15 protein-coding genes and 1 pseudogene are annotated in these 19,918 nt (G+C 65.7%); 5 read left to right on the forward strand and 11 right to left on the reverse strand.

The annotated features are described in order from the left end of the window. Positions 1 to 583: 583 nt before the first annotated feature. On the reverse strand, positions 584 to 2,008 hold the full coding sequence (locus FGS76_RS07375) for an alkaline phosphatase D family protein (protein WP_138771976.1): 1,425 nt from the start codon (positions 2,006 to 2,008) through the stop codon (positions 584 to 586). A gap of 133 nt (positions 2,009 to 2,141) precedes the next feature. Here FGS76_RS07375 and FGS76_RS07380 point away from each other — a divergent pair, with 133 nt between their 5' ends. Both FGS76_RS07380 and metG read left to right on the forward strand, forming a co-directional pair. Continuing rightward, positions 2,142 to 4,937 (forward strand): hybrid sensor histidine kinase/response regulator, encoded by a 2,796-nt coding sequence (locus FGS76_RS07380; protein ID WP_240692455.1) that lies wholly within the window; start codon positions 2,142 to 2,144, stop codon positions 4,935 to 4,937. Between the two features lie 142 nt (positions 4,938 to 5,079). Further along, entirely contained in the window at positions 5,080 to 7,101 is a 2,022-nt protein-coding gene (gene metG / locus FGS76_RS07385; RefSeq protein WP_138771977.1) for a methionine--tRNA ligase, read from the forward strand. 432 nt (positions 7,102 to 7,533) lie between these two features. Here the strand turns inward: metG and FGS76_RS07390 are convergent, their stop codons facing one another. Continuing rightward, positions 7,534 to 7,992: a Spy/CpxP family protein refolding chaperone gene (locus FGS76_RS07390; RefSeq protein ID WP_138771978.1), complete on the reverse strand. Its 459-nt coding sequence runs from the start codon at positions 7,990 to 7,992 to the stop codon at positions 7,534 to 7,536. Between the two features lie 290 nt (positions 7,993 to 8,282). On the opposite strand from FGS76_RS07390, the pseudogene rsxB reads away from it, so the two are divergent. The 3 genes and pseudogenes from rsxB to nth all read left to right on the forward strand — a co-directional run. Next, positions 8,283 to 8,681: pseudogene (gene rsxB, locus FGS76_RS19640) on the forward strand (electron transport complex subunit RsxB); the annotation flags it as partial. Between the two features lie 480 nt (positions 8,682 to 9,161). Then, entirely contained in the window at positions 9,162 to 9,692 is a 531-nt protein-coding gene (locus FGS76_RS07400; protein ID WP_138771980.1) for a glycine zipper 2TM domain-containing protein, read from the forward strand. A 201-nt stretch (positions 9,693 to 9,893) separates the two neighbouring features. Further along, positions 9,894 to 10,532 carry an endonuclease III gene (gene nth / locus FGS76_RS07405; RefSeq protein WP_138771981.1) on the forward strand — a complete coding sequence of 213 codons (639 nt, stop codon included), beginning with the start codon at positions 9,894 to 9,896 and terminating at the stop codon, positions 10,530 to 10,532. Between the two features lie 354 nt (positions 10,533 to 10,886). On the opposite strand, the gene FGS76_RS07410 is transcribed toward nth, so the two are convergent. From FGS76_RS07410 to hisC, 9 genes are all read right to left on the reverse strand, one after another. Beyond that, positions 10,887 to 11,294, reverse strand: coding sequence for a ComEA family DNA-binding protein (locus FGS76_RS07410; RefSeq protein WP_138771982.1), 408 nt, complete (start codon positions 11,292 to 11,294; stop codon positions 10,887 to 10,889). 101 nt (positions 11,295 to 11,395) lie between these two features. Continuing rightward, positions 11,396 to 12,091 (reverse strand): orotidine-5'-phosphate decarboxylase, encoded by a 696-nt coding sequence (gene pyrF, locus FGS76_RS07415; protein ID WP_138771983.1) that lies wholly within the window; start codon positions 12,089 to 12,091, stop codon positions 11,396 to 11,398. Next, on the reverse strand, positions 12,088 to 13,263 hold the full coding sequence (lapB, locus tag FGS76_RS07420) for a lipopolysaccharide assembly protein LapB (protein WP_138771984.1): 1,176 nt from the start codon (positions 13,261 to 13,263) through the stop codon (positions 12,088 to 12,090). Before lapB ends, pyrF begins: the two co-directional genes overlap by 4 nt. Next, the gene (locus tag FGS76_RS07425) at positions 13,260 to 13,499 is read right to left on the reverse strand and encodes a DUF1049 domain-containing protein (RefSeq protein WP_138771985.1); all 240 of its coding nucleotides are present in this window, start codon (positions 13,497 to 13,499) and stop codon (positions 13,260 to 13,262) included. Before FGS76_RS07425 ends, lapB begins: the two co-directional genes overlap by 4 nt. Before the next feature lie 22 nt (positions 13,500 to 13,521). Further along, positions 13,522 to 13,872 (reverse strand): integration host factor subunit beta, encoded by a 351-nt coding sequence (ihfB, locus tag FGS76_RS07430; RefSeq protein ID WP_138771986.1) that lies wholly within the window; start codon positions 13,870 to 13,872, stop codon positions 13,522 to 13,524. Between the two features lie 69 nt (positions 13,873 to 13,941). Continuing rightward, complete coding sequence (rpsA, locus tag FGS76_RS07435; RefSeq protein WP_138771987.1) at positions 13,942 to 15,621, reverse strand: 30S ribosomal protein S1; 1,680 nt, start codon at positions 15,619 to 15,621, stop codon at positions 13,942 to 13,944. A 211-nt stretch (positions 15,622 to 15,832) separates the two neighbouring features. After that, positions 15,833 to 16,504 (reverse strand): (d)CMP kinase, encoded by a 672-nt coding sequence (gene cmk, locus FGS76_RS07440; RefSeq protein WP_138771988.1) that lies wholly within the window; start codon positions 16,502 to 16,504, stop codon positions 15,833 to 15,835. Further along, positions 16,501 to 18,771, reverse strand: a complete 2,271-nt coding sequence (locus FGS76_RS07445; RefSeq protein WP_138771989.1) for a bifunctional prephenate dehydrogenase/3-phosphoshikimate 1-carboxyvinyltransferase — start codon at positions 18,769 to 18,771, stop codon at positions 16,501 to 16,503. The genes cmk and FGS76_RS07445 overlap by 4 nt, the downstream gene beginning before the upstream one ends. Then, entirely contained in the window at positions 18,768 to 19,874 is a 1,107-nt protein-coding gene (gene hisC / locus FGS76_RS07450) for a histidinol-phosphate transaminase (protein WP_138771990.1), read from the reverse strand. Before hisC ends, FGS76_RS07445 begins: the two co-directional genes overlap by 4 nt. Positions 19,875 to 19,918 lie beyond the last annotated feature (44 nt).

The following is a 19,918-nucleotide window of genomic DNA, read 5'->3' on the forward strand; positions in this document are numbered from 1 at the left end:
GCACTTTCCTCCAGCCGAGGCGCGGCTCAGGGCGCGACGCCCTTCCGGGAACGCCGTGAACCCGTCCATGGGGGCTCCCTTTCGAACGTCCTGTTCTCAAGGGTCCCGGAAGGGCGTCGCGCCCTGAACCGCTGAGCAGTGAGCCTCAGCGCTGCGTGCCGCTTCCAACGCTTGGCGGAGCGAAAAACGGAGCTTGCCGGCTCGAAGATGGGCTCTACGGAGCCGCCACCTCTACCCCCCATGGTTCATCGTTGTTCGGACCCGGAACGGTTCCGCTACCTCGAAGCGGAGCTGTGTGGGTGCCTTCCGGGACCCTTTTTGGCAGGGATGCCAAAAACGGGAGCGCCCAGGGACGGCTTGAGCGATCCCGGAAGGCACCCACACAGATCCGCGTCCCGGATAGAGACCCCTCGCATCGATTTCCCGCCAAAGTGCGATGAACCAAAAAAAAGCCCGCCGGGGAGGGCGGGCGGCTGAGCGGGCCGAAAGGGACTTCCGTGTCCTTTAGCGTCCGTGCAACGACCACTCTAGGGCCCCACCGGGGCGCTGGGGATCGGAGATTTGCCATGATCTTTGTAGGAGATCAGCCATCCCAACGAATTTCCGCGCCGGCCTCCGGCACCGGCTCGCCGTCCCGGTTGAACAGCTCCAGGCGCGCCCCTTCCGCGTCCAGGGTCACCCGGGAAAAGGCATCGCGGCTGTACACCTGGCCGGGCACCCGCACCCGCCCCAGGGACGGTTTCCACAGCCCGGACAGGCGGTGATCGTCGCGGATCATCGGCCGGTACCAACGGAACGCCATCAGCGCCGTGGGCCAGAACAGGCCGGAACAGATCCAGGCATGGATCGGCGCCTTGCCGGCGCTGTCCAGGCGCGCGTACAGGGAGGCGTGCACATCCCCGCTGAGCACCAGCAGGCGCCGGGCGCGGCTGGCGCGCATGGCATCGATCAGGCGCTGGCGCTGGGCGCGGAAGCCTTCCCAGCTGTCCTCGCCACGGAACGGCCAGCGCTGCTCGGGCAGCAACGGCACCGACGACACCAGGCATTTGATGCGCTCCGGGCCGTCATTGAGCCAGGCCACCACCGCCTCTTCCTGCTCCCGGGACATGACGCGGCGCTGCCAGGGCCAGCGGCTCAGCACCCGCTCGGTGCGCAGATCCATCAGGAAGAAATCCGCGCCGCCCCAGCGATAGCTGTACCAGAGCCGCTCCGGGTCCCGGTCCAGGCGACTGCCTTCGGCGTTGAGCGGCACCGCCGGGGAATGGGACGCCTGGTAGATCTGATAGGCCTTCATGGCCGCCGGGTATTTGCTGGTCCACAGGTCCGGGTTGGCCCGGGCCGGCCAGTTGTTCTCGATTTCGTGGTCATCGAGGATCATATGGTGGTTGTGGTCGGCCATCAGCCGGCGGATGTGGGGCTGGCCGAAGCTCTGCCGATAGAGGTCGAAATACTGCTGCTGGGAGGACGCCGCGCCCACCCGCCAGGTGGCGTCCGCATAGACCTGGTCGCCGGCGTACAGCACGAAGTCGGTGTGGCGCGCCCGGCCCTGCTCGGCCATCACCGCGAACACCCGGTCGGCGCGGTCGTCCTCCACCTGGTGGTCCAGGCCGGTGAAGCGGTAGCAGCAGGAGCCGAACAGAAAGCTCACCGGCTCCTGGTCGGAGGCCGGCGCGGTGCGAAAATGCCCTTCCGTGGCGCGGTGCCAGTCCAGCGCCGCGTCCACCGTTTGCGGGTCGTCCACATAGCCGGCCTGGTACTGGTAGCGGGTGCCGGGCTCCAGGTCGCGCAGCACCACCACCCCGCTGCTGTCGAAGTTGCCGTTGATGCGGAAGTGGCGCGGGCCCCGCCAGTGGCTTTGCCCTTCCGCCCGCCAGCGGATGCGGCCGTGGGGGGCCTTGCGGCCGGCGCCCAGGGCGCCGCCGGGCATGGCCCCGAAAATACGAATACTGGTCTGGTCGGCGCTGCCGGCCAACGGTCCCACCGCGAACGGTGCCACGGTTCTGGTCATGGTTCCTTCCCCCCTGTTCTCCATTCATTGAGCCCCCACGGAAGCACTGCTAGCATCCTGAAACAGTCAACACAGGATTCCACCCGGATCCGCGCACGGGGTACCCCTTATTTTGGTGCAGGACGCTGTTTCATTGCTCTCGCGGTTCGCCGTGCTGATCCTGGTGATCGGGCTGCTGCCCGCCACCGCCTGGAGCCAGCCCTCTCCGCAAAGAGAGCTGATCCTGGACGGCCAGGTCGATACCGTGCAGCCCTACTCAGCGCTGGACTACTTCTGCGCGCCCCGCGATCAGGCCCCGGACCTGGACAGCCTGCGCCGCGACCTGGACGCCTGGCCGTGGGTCAGCGCCCGGGGCATGCCCAACCTGGGGTTCACCGCCGACCGCTGCTGGTTCCGGCTGACGGTGCGCAACGCCACCGAACAGACGCTGGATTGGCGGCTGGTGGTGGAGTACGCCATGCTCGGCACCCTGGACGTTTACCTGCTCGGCGACGGCCAGCCACCGGTTCACTATCAGGCCGGCATGGACCGGGCCTTCGACGTGCGCCCGGGCGATCAGGCACTGCCCACCTTTCCGCTGGTCCTGCCCGCCGGCGCCGCGCGCACGGTGCTGATCGATATCACCTCGCCCCATAGCATTCAACTGCCTATAAAGCTGATGAGCAAGCCGGCCCTGGATCAGAGCCTGCTCAGCCACACCCTGGTGCAGGGGCTGTTCTTCGGCGGCATGCTGGTGATGATTCTGTACAACCTGTCGCTGTTCTTCTCGATCCGCGAGAAGGCCTATCTGCTCTATGTGTTCTGGTCCCTGGCGATCACCCTGTTCATGGCGATCCTGCACGGCTATGGGCAAAAGTACCTGTGGCCCGGCGCGCCGCTGCTCAGCCGTTACATCCTGCATTACCTGCTGCCGATGCTGGTGATTCTGCCCACCCTGTTCACCCTGCACTTTCTCGATCTGCCCCGGCGGGCGCCACCCCTGGCGCGGCTGCTCAAGGCGCTGGTCGGCACCGGCGTGGTGCTGCTGCTGGCGGCGCCCTTCGTGGAGCGACAATGGCTGGTGCCGCTGGCGGTGCTGGCGATTCTGGCGATGGATTTCAGCATCCTGCTGGCCAGCCTGCTGCGTGCCGCCGCCGGTGACCCGGACGCGCGCATCTTCACCGCCGCCTGGCTGTGTTTTATTGTCGGCGCCGCCGCCATGTCACTGAACAAGTACGGGATACTGCCACGCACCGACCTCACCGAAAATCTGCTGCAGGCCGGCGTGTTCCTGGAAGTGGTACTGCTGTCGCTGGCCCTGGCGCGGCGCATCAACCGGCTCAAGGAAGCCCACGCCCTGTCGGTGCGCGACAAGGCGGTGGCCGAGATGGACGCCTTCAAGGCCGGCGCCCGCAACCAGGCGAAGAGCGAATTCCTGGCCACCATGAGCCACGAAATCCGCACCCCCATGAACGGCATCATCGGCATGACCGACCTGCTGCGCCGCACCACCCTGAGCACCCAGCAGGCCCAGTACGTGGACACCATCCATCAGTCCACCCAGTCGCTGGTCACGGTGATCAACGACATCCTGGATTACTCACGCATCGAATCCGGCAAGCTGGAGCTGGAATATCAGGACGTGGACGTGGAGCAGCTGGTGGACGACTGCGTGCGGCTGTTCGCCCTGCGTGCCTCGGAAAGCGGCGTGCCCCTGTACACCTTTATCGACTCGCGGGTGCCACGCCGTATCCATACCGACCCGATCCGGGTCAAACAGCTGCTCACCAACCTGCTCAGCAACGCCTATAAGTTCACCGACCAGGGCCAGGTGGCGCTGCACCTGGGCGTGCGCCAGCCGCCGGACGACCAGGGCAACTGCGTGGTGATGCTGGAGGTGGTGGACACCGGCATCGGCCTGGACGAGGCCCAGCAGCAGAACCTGTTCCAGGTGTTCGGCCAGAACGGCGGCGGCAACCACCGCCATCGCATGCAGGGCTCCGGCCTGGGGCTGACCATCTGCAAGCGCCTGGCCGAGCTGCTGGGCGGCGAAATCGGCGTGTCCAGCTCGCTGGGCCGGGGCGCCACCTTCTGGCTCAGCCTGCCCACCGTGGTCCGCGAACCGGCGCGTCCGGAAAAGGCCCTGGCCGGCCACCAGGCGGTGATGATCAGCCACGACGCCTCCCTGGCGCTGAGCCTGTCGCAGTTGATGGCCCGCTGGGGCCTGTCGGTGCGGGAATACGCGGACTGTGACCAGGCCCTGGCGGCGCCGGACGGCGAGGAGGCCGCCGATATCCTGCTGGCCTCCGAGCCCAACCTGGCGCGCCGCGCCGAGCTGATGGAAGTGCGCCGGCGCCTGGGCGATCCGCCGCTGCTGATCCTGCAGGCCACCGGCGCCGAGATCACCGGTGAGCTGCCCATGGACATGCTGCTGGTGGAAACGCCGGTGTCGTCCCGGGCTCTCAAGCACAGCCTGTGCACGCAACTGCGCGAGCGGGAAGAAGCCAACGCCGAGGTGCCGCCAGAGCAAAACAGCGAACGGCTGCCACGGCTGTCGCGCCTGAACGTGATGGTGGTGGAGGACAACGCGGTCAACCAGCTGGTGATCGACAGCATCCTGCGCTCCATCGGCATCCATGCCACCCTGCTCACCGACGGCGCCCAGGCGGTGCGGCGCATGGAGGACACCCCGGGCAACTGGGACGTGATCTTCATGGACTGCGAGATGCCGGTGCTGGACGGCTACGACGCCACCCGCGAGATCCGTCTGCTGGAGCAGGACCGCGACGTGGACCCGTGCTGGATCATCGCCCTGTCCGCCCATGCCACCGGCGACTATGTGCAGCGGGCCCGGGACGCCGGCGTCGACGACTACCTGAGCAAGCCGGTATCCCGGGATCAGGTGCTGGAGGCACTGCAGCGCAACCGGGCGCTGAGCGGCGCCGGCTGAAGGGATCGCGGCTCAAGCCGCTGCTACAAACTCGCGTGCCGTAGGAGCGGCTTCAGCCGCGATCCATCCAGGCACAGTTTCAACCACGCCCCGGGGCCAGTATCATAGCGGCCCTGTTTTCCCGTCGAAGATTGAAGGCCCCATGAGCGACACACCCCGTAAGATCCTGGTCACCAGCGCCCTGCCCTACGCCAACGGCCCGATTCACCTGGGCCACCTGCTGGAGTACATCCAGACCGACATCTGGGTGCGCTTCCAGAAGCTGCGCGGGCAGCAATGCCTCTATGTTTGCGCCGACGACGCCCACGGCACCGCCATCATGCTCAAGGCGGAGGAAAACGGCGTTACCCCGGAGCAGCAGATCGCCACGGTGAAAGCCGACCACGAGCGGGACTTCGCCGATTTCCAGATCCGCTTCGACAACTACTACAGCACCCACAGTCCGGAAAACCGGATGTTCTCGGAGATGATTTTCCAGCGTAACAAGGACGCCGGCTACATCATCGAGAAGGAGATCACCCAGCTGTACGATCCGGAAAAGGGCATGTTCCTGTCCGACCGCTTCGTGCGCGGCACCTGCCCGAAATGCGGCGCCGCCGACCAGTACGGCGACAACTGCGAAGTGTGCGGCGCCACCTACTCGCCCTCGGAGCTGATCGAGCCCTACTCCGCGGTGAGCGGTGCCACCCCGGTGGAGAAGCAAACCACCCAGCTGTTCTTCGACCTGCCCCAGTTCGAGCCTCTGCTGCGCCAGTGGACCCGTTCCGGCTCACTGCAGGAAGGCGTCGCCAACAAGCTGCAGGAATGGATCGAGGACCTGCAACCCTGGGACATCTCCCGGGAAGCGCCCTACTTCGGCTTCGAGATCCCCGGTTACCCGGGCAAGTATTTCTATGTCTGGCTGGACGCGCCCATCGGCTACATGGCCAGCTTCAAGAATCTGTGCGACCGGGAAGGCCTGGACTTCGACGATTACTGGAAAGCGGATTCCGACGCCGAGCTTTACCACTTTATCGGCAAGGACATCATCAACTTCCACGGCCTGTTCTGGCCGGCCATGCTGGATGGCGCCGGGCTGCGTAAACCCACGGCGATCTACAGCCACGGCTTCGTCACCGTCAACGGCGCCAAGATGTCCAAGTCCCGGGGCACCTTTATCAAGGCGCGCACCTACCTGGACCATCTCAATCCGGAATACCTGCGCTATTACTTCGCCGCCAAGCTCAACAACCGGGTGGACGATTTCGACCTCAACCTGGAGGACTTCGCCCAGCGGGTGAATACCGACCTGGTGGGCAAGGTGGTCAATATCGCCAGCCGCACCGGCAACTTCGTCAAGAAGTTCGGCGGCACCCTCAGTGACCATCCGGACAATCCGCTGCTGGTCCAGGAAGCGCAGCAGGCCGCCGCCGCCATCGCCGGCTTCTATGAGCAGCGCGAATTCGGCAAGGCCATGCGCGAGGTCATGCAGCTGGCCGACCACGCCAACGGCTACATCGCCGACAAGGCACCCTGGTCGCTGGCCAAGGAAGAAGGCCGCGAGCAGGAAGTGCTGGAGATCTGCACCACCGCCCTGAACGTGTTCCGCCTGCTGGTGCTGTACCTGAAGCCGGTGCTGCCGGGTCTGGCCGAACGGGCCGAGGCGTTTCTCAATATTCCGCCTTTGACCTGGGCGGACAGCGACGCCCTGCTGCTGGAGCACGAGATCAACAAGTTCACGCCGATGCTGGCGCGGGTGGACATGGCCCATATCGAAGCCATGCTGAGCGACTCCCGGGAAACCAACCCGGCCCCGGCGGCGGCCAAGGACGAGCAACCGGCGGAGGACGGTGACGACACCATCACCATCGACGACTTCCTCAAGGTCAAGCTGCGCGCCGCCCGCGTGGTGCAGGCCCAGCACGTGGAAGGCGCCGACAAGCTGCTGCAACTGACCCTGGATGTGGGCGAACTGGGCCAGCGCAATGTGTTCGCCGGCATCAAAGCGAAATACGCCCCCGAGGACCTGGCAGGCAAAATGGTGGTGCTGGTCGCCAACCTGGCGCCGCGCAAAATGAAGTTCGGCGTTTCCGAGGGCATGGTGCTGGCCGCCGGCCCCGGCGGCGAGGACATCTTCATCCTGTCACCGGACAACGGCGCCGAACCGGGCATGGAAGTCCGCTAACCCCAGCGGTTTTATGTAGGAGCGGCTTTAGCCGCGATGCGGATGGCAGCGCCTCTGATCGCGGCTGAAGCCGCTCCTACAAAAACCTCGCCGTAGTGCCGGGGAATCCCCGTAGGAGCGGCTTTAGCCGCGATGCGGATGGCGGCGCCTTTGATCGCGGCTGAAGCCGCTCCTACAAAACCCTCGCCGTAGTGCCGGGGAATCCCCCGTACGCGATACGGATGGCGGCGCCTTTAATCGCGGCTAAAGCCGCTCCTACAAAAACCTCGCCGTAGTGCGGGGAATTCCCCGTAGGAGCGGCTTTAGCCGCGATGCGGTTGGCTGCGCCTTTGATCGCGGCTGAAGCCGCTCCTACAACAGCAGTTAGCGGTTCGTTATGGCAAAAAAAAGCGCCCCGAAGGGCGCTTTTTTTATTGCCGTGTGGGCCGACGGTTACTGCTGCTGCCCCTGCTGGCGCATTTGCTCCTGCATCTGGCGCATCTGCTCGCGCTGCTGGCGGGCACGCTCTTCCAGGGTGTTACGCTGTTCCTCGGTCAGGCTGTCCTGAATCCGGGCTTGCAGCAGCACGCTCTCGGCGGCGATGTCGCCGGTGACTTCACCCAGTTCCTCGGCGTCGTCACGGATTTTGTCCTCATCGTAATCGGGACCGATCTGGCTGCTCAGGGATTGCTGCAGCGCCTGGGCCTCCTTACGTTTTTCGTTGATTTTGGCCTCGGAGTCCTGCATCAGAGAGCGCAGTTCCTTCTTCTGGTCGGCGCTCAGGCTCACCAGCTGATCAAGCTGCTCCACCTGGTCGCCCTGGGCCATTCCCGGGCCTTGCTGAGCCATGGCGGTGCCGGTTACACCCAGGGCCATCAGCAGCGCGATACTCAGTCGCTTTACGGTCGTCATATGGTTCTCCATTCAGCCAATCTCGAATCGGTGATCCGCAGTAAGTGCATCACCCTACCCGATGGGGCAACGGAACTTCATCCCCGTTCCCCAGGTTTTCACCACCCGGGGCGGTGTCCGCCTGGCGCTTCGCGGGCCCGGCCCGGTGATGACGGGGCCTCCAGGGGGTCTCTCGGAATCGGAAAATTTTGCTAAACTCACCGCCTCACAGCGCCAGGATCGAGGAAAACCATGATCGAGACGCCGTTCTCCGTGGCCGGCACGGCCCGGCTACCATGAGCGCCGGACAGGACATTCTGGTCCAGCGCATCGACGATCTTCTGCCACAAACCCAGTGCGGCAAGTGCGGCCACCCGGGCTGCCGGCCCTATGCCCGGGCGGTGGCCGATGGCGAGGCGCACAACCACTGCCCACCGGGCGGCCAGGCCACCGCCGACGCCCTGGCGGAACTGCTGGCGCGGCCGTCGCTGCCCCTGGACCCGCGTGGCTACCCGGACGCCGCCACCCGCCAGGTGGCGTTTATCCGCGAGGACGAGTGCATCGGCTGCACCAAGTGCATCCAGGCCTGCCCGGTGGACGCCATCGTCGGCGCCGCCAAGCGCATGCACACGGTGATCGCCGACGAATGCACCGGCTGCGACCTGTGCGTGGCGCCCTGCCCGGTGGACTGCATCGATATGCTGACCGTTGGTGGCCCGGCCTTTGATCCCCGCAACCCGACGGAACGGCAGCGGGCGGACCAGGCCCGGGACCGTTTCCAGGCCCGCGAAGCCCGCCTGGCCCGGGAACAGGCCCGCAAGATGGAACGGCGGCAGGCGCGCCGCGCCGAACCGCCGACGGCGCCGCCACCGGCGCCCGCCGCCCCCGCCGGCGACGACCAGCGACGTCAGCGGCTCAAGCTCACCACCGCCTACAATATGGCCCATAAGCAATGCAAACAGGCCCGCGCCGCCCTGGAGCGCGCGCAACGCCAGGGCAGCGGCGATCTGGACGCCATGCGCGCCCGGGTGGAGGCCATGCAGGCCCGCGCCGACCAGGCCCGGCGGCGCCTGGATGACCTGGGCCCGTCCGATCAGGCCGATTGAGGGGCGTTTAACCACCTTATACAACGTTCACGCCGGTTTTCCGTTAAAAAAGCAGCGATGCCAATAAGGAATAAGGAGGCCGTCATGAATACTCCCGCAACGCTGGCCCTGACCGTGGCCGGCACCCTGGCGGTGGTCGGTGTGGGTTACGCCGGCTATCAGGCCCTCGGTGGCGACGCGGATCGCTATGCCGAGGTGGTGAAGGTGGAACAGGCCACCAAGAGCTACCAGGAGCCGGAGCAACGCTGCGAGCAGGTCACCGTGCAGCGCCAGAAGCCCGTGAAGGATGAACACCAGATCGCCGGCAGCGCCATCGGCGCGGTGGTCGGCGGGGTCATTGGCCACCAGTTCGGCGGCGGCAGCGGTAAGGACGCGGCCACGGCGGCGGGCGCCATCGCCGGCGGCTACGCCGGCAACAAGGCCCAGGAACGGATGCAGCAGAACAACACCTACACCACCACCGAGGAACGCTGCCAGACGGTGATGAATACCCGCACCGAGAAAAACGGCTACAACGTTACCTACCGGCTGGATGGCCAGACCCACACCGTGCACATGGACGACAAGCCCGGCGACCGGCTGCCGGTGGAAAACGGCCAGGTGGTTACCGACTGACAGGCTGATACAGGATGCAGGATACAGCGCGGGCCGGGGCCCCTGAGGCGGAAAGGCCGTGCCCGCGCTTAAAGCATTCTGGGCCGTGCATACCTTTACCGGCCGAAGGTCGCGGGAACGTCTCGCCCTGAATCCTGCATCCTGGATCCATTCTCTCTATACTGCGCGTTTCATTGATCGGACAGGCCGGAAGCGCCCATCATGAACCGCGAAAAACGCACCGAGATCTTCCGCCGGCTGCGCGACCAGCGCCCGGTACCCACCACTGAACTTCACTACGACACCCCTTTCGAGCTGCTGGTGGCCGTGGTGCTGTCCGCCCAGGCCACCGACGTGGGCGTCAACAAGGCCACCGCGCGCCTGTTCCCGGTGGCCAATACGCCGGCGGCGATCCGCGCCCTGGGGGTGGACGGTCTGAAGGAGTACATCAAGACCATCGGCCTGTTCAATTCCAAGGCCAACAACGTGATCAAGCTGTGCGATCAGCTGATCGAGAAGCACGATGGCCAGGTGCCGCGCTCCCGCGCCGCCCTGGAGGCACTGCCCGGGGTGGGCCGCAAAACCGCCAATGTGGTGCTCAATACCGCCTTCGGTGAACCCACCATCGCCGTGGATACGCACATCTTCCGGGTCAGCAACCGTACCCGCATCGCCCCGGGCAAGAATGTGGTGGAAGTGGAAAACCGGCTGATGCGCGTGGTGCCCGAGGAGTTCAAACGGGACTGCCACCACTGGCTGATCCTGCACGGCCGCTATACCTGCACCGCCCGCAAACCGAAATGCGGCGAATGCGTCATCGCGGACCTGTGCGAGTTTCCCCCAAGCCAGCGCCCGGTCTGAGGCGGCTGCAAGCTGCAAGCCAGGGCAGGATGGAGGTGGTGCCGTGCCGAGCAAAAGCCAGTTGAAAGTTGAAAGTTAAAGAGAGATAGCCGGTCGGCTTTCCCGCGGCCTGCGGCCGGGAGCGCGGGCACGGCCCCGCCGTATCGTCGGCCCCACCCGCGTTTCAACTTTCAACTTTCAACTTGTAACTGGCGCCCCGCCACCGTTACGGCCGTCGTGTGCAGCCCATAAAAAGCCGGCTATCCCGGGGCAGGATAGCCGGACGCGTGGAGCCAAGGAGTAGCAGCCTGCCATGGACCCACAAGCGCACGCTCCACGCAAAACACCGTCAGCGCGGGGAGACCGCGCCCACCGTCAGAGCGTCAGCCGGTCGCGGAAACGGGCCAGGGTTTTCTCGCCGATGCCCTTGATCGCCATCAGTTGATCAACGGATTTGAACGGCCCTTCCTGTTCCCGCCAGGCCACGATGCGCGCCGCCGTGGCGGGTCCCACGCCGCGCAGCTGTTGCAGCTCCTCCACGGTGGCGGTGTTCAGGTTGATCGGCGCGATGGCCGCCGCCGGGGCGGCATCGTCCGCGGGCTGGGCCGCCTGGGCCGGGGGCAGGCCGGCGGTCAGCAAGGCGCCCAGCAGCAGCACCGGGGCCAGCCGCGCGCGGGTGGCGCTGGTCCGGCGGCGGGCGGCGCCGTTCGAGGGAAGGTCCTGCGGGATAAAGGGTTGCGGGGTGATTCCTTTGCGGGCGATTGCTTTCCGAATAAGTCCCATGTTTTTTCTCCTGTCAGTCATCCTTAATTGAAGGTGACTTCACTGTAGGAGAAACGGATCAGGCCGGCTGTAGGCTACCGGCCTGATCCAATGCCGGACATCTAGGTCAGGCTTTGTAGGATATCGTCCACCACCGCTGTAGGATTTTGCGCACGGGTAATGGGCCGGCCGATCACCATATGGCTTACGCCCAGCTCCCGGGCCCGGGCCGGCGTCACCACCCGCCGTTGATCGTCGCCGGCGCTGCCGGCGGGCCGGATGCCCGGCGTTACCAGATCGAAGTCGGCGCCGCAGATCTCGCGCAGCATGGGCGCTTCCCGGGCGGAACAAACCACGCCATCCAGGCCATGGTCACGGGTCAACAGGGCCAGCCGGCGCACCTGCTCCTCGGCGCTGACGGTAACGCCGATCTCGCGGAGATCGTCCTCGGTCTGGCTGGTCAGCACGGTCACCGCGATCAGCCGGGGGCGCTCGCTGCAATTGGCCAGGGCTTCCCGGGCGGCGTCCATCATGCGCCCGCCGCCGCTGGCGTGCACATTGACCATCCACACTCCCAGGTCGGCGGCGGCGCGCACGGCACCGGCCACGGTATTGGGAATATCGTGGAATTTGAGATCCAGGAACACCTCGAAACCGCGCTGGCGCAGGGCTTCCACCACCGCCGGGCCGGCGCGGGTGAACAGCTCCTTGCCCACCTTCACGCGCACCCGTGCCGGGTCCAGCCGCTCCGCCATGGCCAGGGCCTGGTCGGCCTCCGGGTAGTCCAGGGCAACGATAATGGGGCTGTCGGCGGTCACGATTTGCCTCCTTCGGAGCGCGGTTTGATGGTGCCCCAGCGGCGGCAGCTCGGGCAGCGCCATTGCATCAGCGGGGTCTGGAAGCCGCAGCGGCGGCACTGGTACGTGGTTTTGTCCGAGGCCAGGCGCTCGGTGAGTTCCCGGAGCATGCCCAGGTGTTCGCGGGCCTCGCCCTGGGCGGACACCTGCAGATTCATGTCGATGATGCGTTGCAGCCCGCGCACCGACGGGTTGGCTTTCATGTAATCGGCGATAAAGTCCGCCGCCTCGCGGTCACCGTAGCGCTCACGCAGCTGTTCCGAGAGCAGCAATACCCGGGCGGTGGAGGGTTGCTCGGCGCTGAAATCGGCCAGCAGGCGGATAAACTCTTCTTCTTTTTCCAGGTGCTGGTAACACTGGCGCAACTCGCCGAGCACCTCGTCGAAGAAATCCTTGTCCTGCTGCCAGATGCGCTTGAAGGCTTCGATGGCGTCGCCCCACTGCTCCTCGCGCATTTCCAGCCGGCCCTGCACCACGCTGGCGCGCACGCACTGCCGGTCGAACCCCAGGGCCCGGCGCAACATGCGGCGCGCCGGGGTCAGTTCGCCCCGGGCGATTTGCGAGTCGGCTTCCTCACAGCAGTAATGGGCCAGGATCGGCGCCATCTTGGGGTCGGATTTGACCAGCTGCTCGCCCATGGAAATGGCGCTGGTCCAGTCCCGTTCCTGCTCGTACAGGTGGGTGAGCTGGCGGATCACCTGCTCGCGCTTCTCGCAGTCCTGGTCGAGCATCTCCAGCAGCACTTCCTCGGCCCGGTCGAACAGGCCGCCGGCCAGGTAATCCTCGGCCAGTTCCAGCTGGATCTGTTCCTGGGTGGCGCGCGGCAGCTCGCCCTGCTCCAGCAGGTGGGAGTGAATCAGGGTGGCACGGTCGAATTCGCCGCGTTTGCGGAACAGCCGCGCCATGCTGAGGTGGGTTTCCAGGGTCTGGTCGGTGACTTCCAGGCTGCTGAGCAAGGCTTCCACCGCCTTGTCCGGCTCTTCATTGAGCAGAAAGTTGAGCCCGGCCACGTATTCCTGGGACAGGGACTCCATGCGCCGGCGCTGGCGGCGCTTACCTTCCCGTCGCCCCAGATAGAAGCCGGTGGCGATGGCGAAGAAGAACAGCGGAATCAGCCAAAGCGGTTCGCTCATGAACGGGACCCGAACAGACCACGTACTCCTCGCAGGCCCAGTCCGGTCAGCAGCCCCAGCAACAGCCCCAGGGCCAGCAGCAGCACCGCCATGGCGCCCAGGGTGACCTGCCATTGCCAGCCGGTGACCGGCAGCGCCAGGGTCACCAGCTGCGTGTTGGCGGTGACAAACAGAAACGCCGCGACGAACACCGCCAGCAGCGCAACGATCAAACAAATTCGGTAGAGATTTCGCATCACTTCATCCTGCCCGGTGGAATCAGCCGTGGGCGGCCTGGCCCCGGGAATCACCGTGGTCGTCGGTTTCATCATCGACCATGGATTCGTTGACCCGTTCGCGCAGTTCCTTGCCGGACTTGAAGTGCGGAACGTATTTACCGTCCAGCTTCACGCTGGCGCCGGTTTTGGGATTGCGGCCCACTCGGGGGGCGCGGAAATGAAGGGAAAAGCTGCCAAACCCGCGGATTTCGATACGGCCTCCCTCGGAAAGGGTGTCGGCCATGTAATCGATCAGGGTTTTGACGGCGAGCTCCACATCCCTGGGAGACAAGTGGTCATTCTGCTTGGAAATCCGGGCTATCAGTTTCGACTTCGTTAACGCTGACGCCATTGCAACCTTCTCCCCTGGGCTCCCTGCCCAGGGGGGCCGGCCGGTTGGCCGGCCCCCGGGGAGGAGCCGTTATGACTCGTTGCTGTTTTCCATTTGCTGCTTGATCAGGTCACCGATGGTTTTCGGTGAATTGGCGTCCTGACCTTGCAGGTTGTCCATGGCTTCACGATCTTGTACCTGATCCTTGGCACGCACGGACAGATTGATGATGCGGTTCTTGCGGTCGATGTTGGTGATACGTGCTTCCACCTCGTCGCCCACCTTGAGAACTTCGGATGCATCGTTGACGCGGTCGCGGCTGATTTCGCTGGCACGCAGGGTGCCTTCCACGTTCTCGGCCAGGTCCAGGGTGGCGCCTTTGGCGTCCACTTCCCTTACCGTGCCCTTAACGATGGTGCCCTTCTCATTGGCAGCAACATACTGAGCAAACGGATCGTCTGTCAACTGCTTGATTCCAAGGGAAATTCTTTCCCGCTCGGCATCAATGGACAGAACCACGGTTTCCAGTTCATCGCCCTTGTTGAAGTTGCGCACCGCTTCCTCGCCCTGCTCTTCCCAGGAGATGTCGGACAGGTGCACCAGACCGTCGATACCGCCTTCCAGGCCAATGAAGATGCCGAAGTCGGTGATGGACTTGATCTTGCCGCTGATGCGGTCGCCCTTCTGGTAGTTCTCGGCGAAGGATTCCCACGGGTTGGACATGCACTGCTTGATACCCAGGGAAATACGGCGGCGGTCCTCGTCGATGTCGAGGATCATCACTTCCACTTCGTCGCCAATCTCTACCACCTTGGACGGGTGGATGTTCTTGTTGGTCCAGTCCATTTCGGATACGTGAACCAGGCCTTCCACGCCTTCCTCGATCTCGGCGAAGCAGCCGTAATCGGTGAGGTTGGTGACGCGGGCACGGACCTTGGAACCTTCCGGGTACTTCTGCACGATGTCGTGCCACGGATCCTCGCCCAGCTGCTTGAGGCCCAGGGAGACGCGCATTTTCTCGCGGTCGAACTTGAGAACCTTGATCTCGATTTCCTGGCCCACTTCGACGATTTCGCTGGGATGCTTGATGCGCTTCCAGGCCATGTCGGTGATGTGCAGCAGGCCGTCGATGCCGCCCAGGTCCACGAACGCACCGTAGTCGGTGAGGTTCTTGACGATCCCCTTGACCACCATGCCTTCCTGCAGGGACTCCAGCAGCGCTTCGCGCTCGGCGGAGTGTTCGGCTTCCATGACTGCGCGGCGGGAAACCACCACGTTGTTGCGCTTCGGATCCAGCTTGATGACCTTGAAGTCCAGGTCCTTGCCTTCCAGGTGGGTAACATCGCGTACCGGACGGATGTCCACCAGGGAGCCGGGCAGGAACGCGCGGATCGGGCCGATATCGACGGTGAAGCCGCCCTTGACCTTGCCGGAGATCTGACCTTTGACGATTTCGTCCTTGTCGAAAGCCACTTCCAGCTCGGCCCATACTTCGGCGCGCTTGGCTTTCTCACGGGACAGGCGGGTGAAGCCCATGCCGTCGTCGATGGCGTCGACCGCCACTTCCACTTCGTCGCCTTCGGCGATTTCCAGCTCACCGCTTTCGCTGATGAATTCGTTGCGGGCGATGATGCCTTCGGACTTCAGACCGGCGTTGACGGTGACCCAGTCACTGTCGATGGCGACCACGGTACCTTTGATGATGGAACCGCGGGCAACGTCCAGGTCCTTAAGGCTTTCTTCGAAAAGTTCGGCAAAAGATTCAGTCATGGATAATCTCGTGATACACATACCAACCAGCAGGCATGGGTTATTCATAAAAGGCCGCGGTTCCAAGCTGGTTTACTGTAAGAAACCGGGCGACCTGTTTTCAGAAAAGTCAGAACACCATTGTAGGAGCGGCTTCAGCCGCGATACTGGCCGGCCGGCGAGATATCGCGGCTGAAGCCGCTCCTACGGGGTAATCTGGACAACCGCTGCCTCAGGTCAGGGACCGGGCACCGGCTTCGTCGAGAATCCGCTCCACCACCTGATCCACGCTGAGCTCGGTGGAATCAATCTCCACCGCGTCCGGCGCCGGCTTCAGGGGGGCGACGGCACGCTGCATGTCGCGCTCGTCCCGGGTGCGGATGTCTTCGATAAGGGTGGCGAGGTTAGCATCAAAGCCCTTTTCCTTCAACTGGCCCAGGCGCCGCCGGGCCCGTTCCTCGGCGCTGGCGGTGAGGAAGATCTTCAGCGGCGCGTCACGGAACACCACGGTGCCCATATCGCGGCCGTCGGCCACCAGCCCCGGGCGCTGGGCAAAGGCCCGCTGGCGGGCGAACAGGGCATCGCGCACCGGCTGCAGCACCGCCACCTGGCTGGCCAGTTCGCCGACCCGCTCCTCGCGGATGATCTGGCCCACGTCCTCGCCGTCCAGCAGCACCGCGGTGTCGTTCCCTCCTTCCCGGAATTCCACCGGCAGCTGCTCGGCCAGGTCCACCAGACGCATTTCGTCGTCCAGGGCCACGCCGCGCCGTTCCGCGTGCAGGCCCAGCACCCGGTAGAGTGCCCCGGAGTCCAGCAGATGCCAGCCCAGCCCGGTGGCCACCCGCCGCGCCACGGTGCCCTTGCCGGAGGACACCGGGCCGTCGATGGTGATTACCGGGATCATGAGCCCTCTCCGGCCGGCACCGCCGCGCCCTGCACGTCCAGGGCCAGGCCGGCGCCGGCGGCCAGCGTGGCGAAGCCGGGGAAGCTGGTGGCCACGTTGGCGCAGTGGTGGATGGTAATCGGCGCGCCGGCGCGCAGCGCCGCCATGGCGAAGCTCATGGCGATGCGGTGATCGCCGTGGGATTCCACCTGGCCGCCGCCGAAGGCGCCGCCAACGATGCGGATGCCGTCTTCATAGACCTGATGCTCCACCCCCAGGGTGGCCAGCCCGTCGGCCATCACCTGGATGCGGTCGGACTCCTTGACGCGCAGCTCCTCGGCGCCGCGCAGCACGGTCTCGCCGTCGGCGCAGGCGGCGGCGATAAACACCGCCGGCAGCTCATCGATGGCCAGGGGCACCAGCTCCTCGGGGATGGTGATGCCCTTCAGGGGGGCACTGCGCACGACCAGGTCGGCCACCGGCTCACCACCGGCATCCCGTTGATTTTCCAGGCGAATGTCCGCGCCCATCAGCTTGAGAATATCGATCACGCCGGTGCGGGTGGGGTTCACGCCCACATGGGGAAGCGTCACTTCGCTGCCCTCGGCGATGCTGGCGCCCACCAGAAAGAAGGCCGCCGAGGAGATATCCGCGGGCACGTCCAGCCGGCCGCCGCTGAGAGCGCCGCCGCCGTGCACCGTGGCGGTGGCGCCGTCCCGGCCCACCGGGTAGCCGAAGCCGGTCAGCATCCGCTCGGTATGGTCACGGGTGGGCGCAGGTTCGGTCACCGAGGTGGCGCCCTCGGCGTACAGGCCGGCCAGCAGCACCGCGGATTTGACCTGGGCGGAGGCCATCGGCAGGTGGTAATGAATGCCCTTCAGGGTATGGCCGCCGTGAATACGCACCGGCGGGCGGCCGCCCTCGCCGGTGTCGATGACGGCGCCCATTTCCCGCAGCGGTGCCGCCACCCGTTCCATGGGGCGCTTGGAAAGCGACTCGTCGCCGGTCAGCTCGGTGTCGAAGCTCTGGCCGGCCAGCAGGCCGGTGAGCAGCCGCATGGAGGTGCCGGAGTTGCCCATATAGAGCGGCTTGCCGGGATCACGCAGACCATGCAGGCCGACCCCGTGCACCACCACCCGGCCGTTGTGCGGGCCCTCGATCACCACGCCCATGTCACGGAACGCCTGCAGCGTGGCCAGGGCGTCCTCGCCCTCCAGAAAGCCACTGATCTCGGTGCTGCCCTCGGCCAGGGAGGCCAGCATGATCGAGCGGTGCGACATGGATTTGTCGCCGGGCACCCGCAACCGGCCCTGCAACCGGCCGCCGGGGGATACCACGAAGGTGGGATCGGAATCGTGTGTCATGCCTGTCTCGTCGTCGGAATGACGCGCCCGGGTATAGGACGAGCGCGTGTTCATGGCCAGGAAATGGGCCCGGGCGGTGTTCGCCCGGCTCATGATACCCATCATGGCCTCGGAATCCTGGTCGCTCACCGCCCGGCGGAAGCGTTCGATGCCGTCACTGAACAGATCCAGGGCATCGAGCACCGCCTGGCGATTCTCACGGAAGATATCGTGCCACATCACCGGGTCGGACCCGGCGATACGGGTGAAGTCGCGGAAGCCACCGGCGGCGTAGCGGAAAATCTCGGTGGAGTCCCCCTGGCGGGCCAGGGTATCCACCAGCGAAAACGCCAGCAGATGCGGCAGGTGGCTGGTTTCCGCCAGCACCCGGTCGTGGTGCTCCGGGGCCATGGTCAGCACTTCCGCGCCCAGGGCGCTCCACAGCTCCGCCACCCGGCGGGCGGCGTCGGCATCGGTGTCGGCCACCGGCGTCAGGATCACCCGGTGATGCTGGTAGAGTTCCGCGTCGGCGGCCTCCACCCCGCTTTTTTCCTTGCCGGCGATGGGATGGCCGGGCACGAAGCGGGCAAACCCGGCGCCCAGGGTGCGCCTGGCCTGCTCGATCACCGCGCCCTTGACGCTGCCGCCGTCGGTGACGATGGCGCCCTCCGCCAGCCCCGGGGCCAGCGCCTGGAACACCGCCTCCATGGCCGACACCGGCGTGGACACGAACACCAGGTCGGCGCCGCGCACCGCCAGCGCCAGATCCTGGCTGCCTTCGTCGATCAGGCCCAGGGCCATGCCCTGCTCCAGGGTGCGCGCGGAGCGCGAGCCGGCCACCACGGTGCCGGCCAATCCTCGCTCACGGAGGGCGGCGGCGAAGGAGCCGCCGATCAGCCCCAGGCCGATCACCGTCACCCGCCGGAACAGCGGCCCGGCGCTCATCGGGCGCTCAGAACCTTGCCCAGGGCCGCCAGGAAGCGTTCGTTGTCGCGGGCGGTGCCGGCGGTCACACGCAGATGGCGGGGCATGCCGTAGCCGCCCAGCGGCCGCACGATCACGCCTTCGCGCAGCAGCGCCTCATATACGGGCTGGGCGTCACCGCCGCAGTCGAAGGCGACGAAGTTGGCCACCGACGGAATCTGCTCGAGATTCAGGGCCGCCAGCCCCTCGGCCAGCTGCACCAGGCCGGTGGTGTTCTCGCTCTTGGAGTTCTCGATATGATCGCTGTCGTCCAGGGCCGCCTCGGCGGCGGCCAGGGCCGGAATGTTCACGTTGAACGGCTGGCGCACCCGGTTGAGCACGTCCGCCACCTGCGGATGGGCCACGCCGTAGCCCACCCGCAGCCCGGCCAGGCCATGAATCTTGGAAAAGGTGCGCGTCACGATCAGGTTCGGGTAGCGCGCCATGCGCCGCAGCCCGTCCGGGTAATGGCTCTCTTCCACGTACTCGAAGTAGGCTTCGTCGAGCACCACCAGCACGTTTTCCGGTACCCGGGCCAGAAAAGCGTCCAGGGCATGGTCATTGAACCAGGTGCCGGTGGGGTTGTTGGGGTTGGCCAGGAACACCACCCGGGTGCGCTCGGTGATGGCGTCGGCCATGGCCGCCAGGTCGTGGCCGAACAGGTGCGACTCCACCTGCACCGGTTTGGCGGAACAGGCCAGGGTCACCAGCGGGTAGATGGCGAAGGCGAATTCCGAGAACACCGCCTCGTCGCCGGGCTGCAGGTAGGCCCGGGCGATCAGTTCCAGCACGTCGTTGGAGCCGTTGCCCAGCACCAGCTGGTCCGCGCCCACGCCCAGCCGTTCCGCCAGGGCCGCCTTCAGCGAGAAGCCGGCGCCGTCCGGGTACAGGTGAATCTGGTCCAGAGCGTGGCGGGCGGCGTCCAGCGCCCTGTGACTGGGGCCCAGCGGGTTTTCGTTGCTGGCCAGCTTGATCACGTCGCGGATGCCCAGCTCACGCTGCAGCTCCTCGATGGGTTTGCCGGGCTGATAAGGCCGCAGCCGCTGCACGCCGTCGTTGGCCAGTTGGGTGTAATCGCAGGTCATGGTTTTTCCTTGTGCTCTGGTCCGCTGCCTTGATCGCGGCTAAA

The sequence above is a fragment of the Alloalcanivorax gelatiniphagus genome (assembly GCF_005938655.1).
Taxonomy (GTDB): Bacteria; Pseudomonadota; Gammaproteobacteria; order Pseudomonadales; family Alcanivoracaceae; genus Alloalcanivorax; species Alloalcanivorax gelatiniphagus.

Excerpts from the sequence above, each read along its gene's own strand:
- ihfB (WP_138771986.1), bottom strand. The coding sequence starts at position 13,872 with ATGGCGTCAGCGTTAACGAAGTCGAAACTGATAGCCCGGATTTCCAAG.
- cmk (WP_138771988.1), bottom strand. The coding sequence starts at position 16,504 with ATGATCCCGGTAATCACCATCGACGGCCCGGTGTCCTCCGGCAAGGGC.
- FGS76_RS07375 (WP_138771976.1), bottom strand. The coding sequence starts at position 2,008 with ATGACCAGAACCGTGGCACCGTTCGCGGTGGGACCGTTGGCCGGCAGC.
- nth (WP_138771981.1), top strand. The coding sequence starts at position 9,894 with ATGAACCGCGAAAAACGCACCGAGATCTTCCGCCGGCTGCGCGACCAG.
- rpsA (WP_138771987.1), bottom strand. The coding sequence starts at position 15,621 with ATGACTGAATCTTTTGCCGAACTTTTCGAAGAAAGCCTTAAGGACCTG.
- metG (WP_138771977.1), top strand. The coding sequence starts at position 5,080 with ATGAGCGACACACCCCGTAAGATCCTGGTCACCAGCGCCCTGCCCTAC.
- FGS76_RS07400 (WP_138771980.1), top strand. The coding sequence starts at position 9,162 with ATGAATACTCCCGCAACGCTGGCCCTGACCGTGGCCGGCACCCTGGCG.
- FGS76_RS07410 (WP_138771982.1), bottom strand. The coding sequence starts at position 11,294 with ATGGGACTTATTCGGAAAGCAATCGCCCGCAAAGGAATCACCCCGCAA.
- FGS76_RS07445 (WP_138771989.1), bottom strand. The coding sequence starts at position 18,771 with ATGAGCGCCGGGCCGCTGTTCCGGCGGGTGACGGTGATCGGCCTGGGG.
- lapB (WP_138771984.1), bottom strand. The coding sequence starts at position 13,263 with ATGAGCGAACCGCTTTGGCTGATTCCGCTGTTCTTCTTCGCCATCGCC.
- hisC (WP_138771990.1), bottom strand. The coding sequence starts at position 19,874 with ATGACCTGCGATTACACCCAACTGGCCAACGACGGCGTGCAGCGGCTG.
- FGS76_RS07390 (WP_138771978.1), bottom strand. The coding sequence starts at position 7,992 with ATGACGACCGTAAAGCGACTGAGTATCGCGCTGCTGATGGCCCTGGGT.
- FGS76_RS07425 (WP_138771985.1), bottom strand. The coding sequence starts at position 13,499 with ATGCGAAATCTCTACCGAATTTGTTTGATCGTTGCGCTGCTGGCGGTG.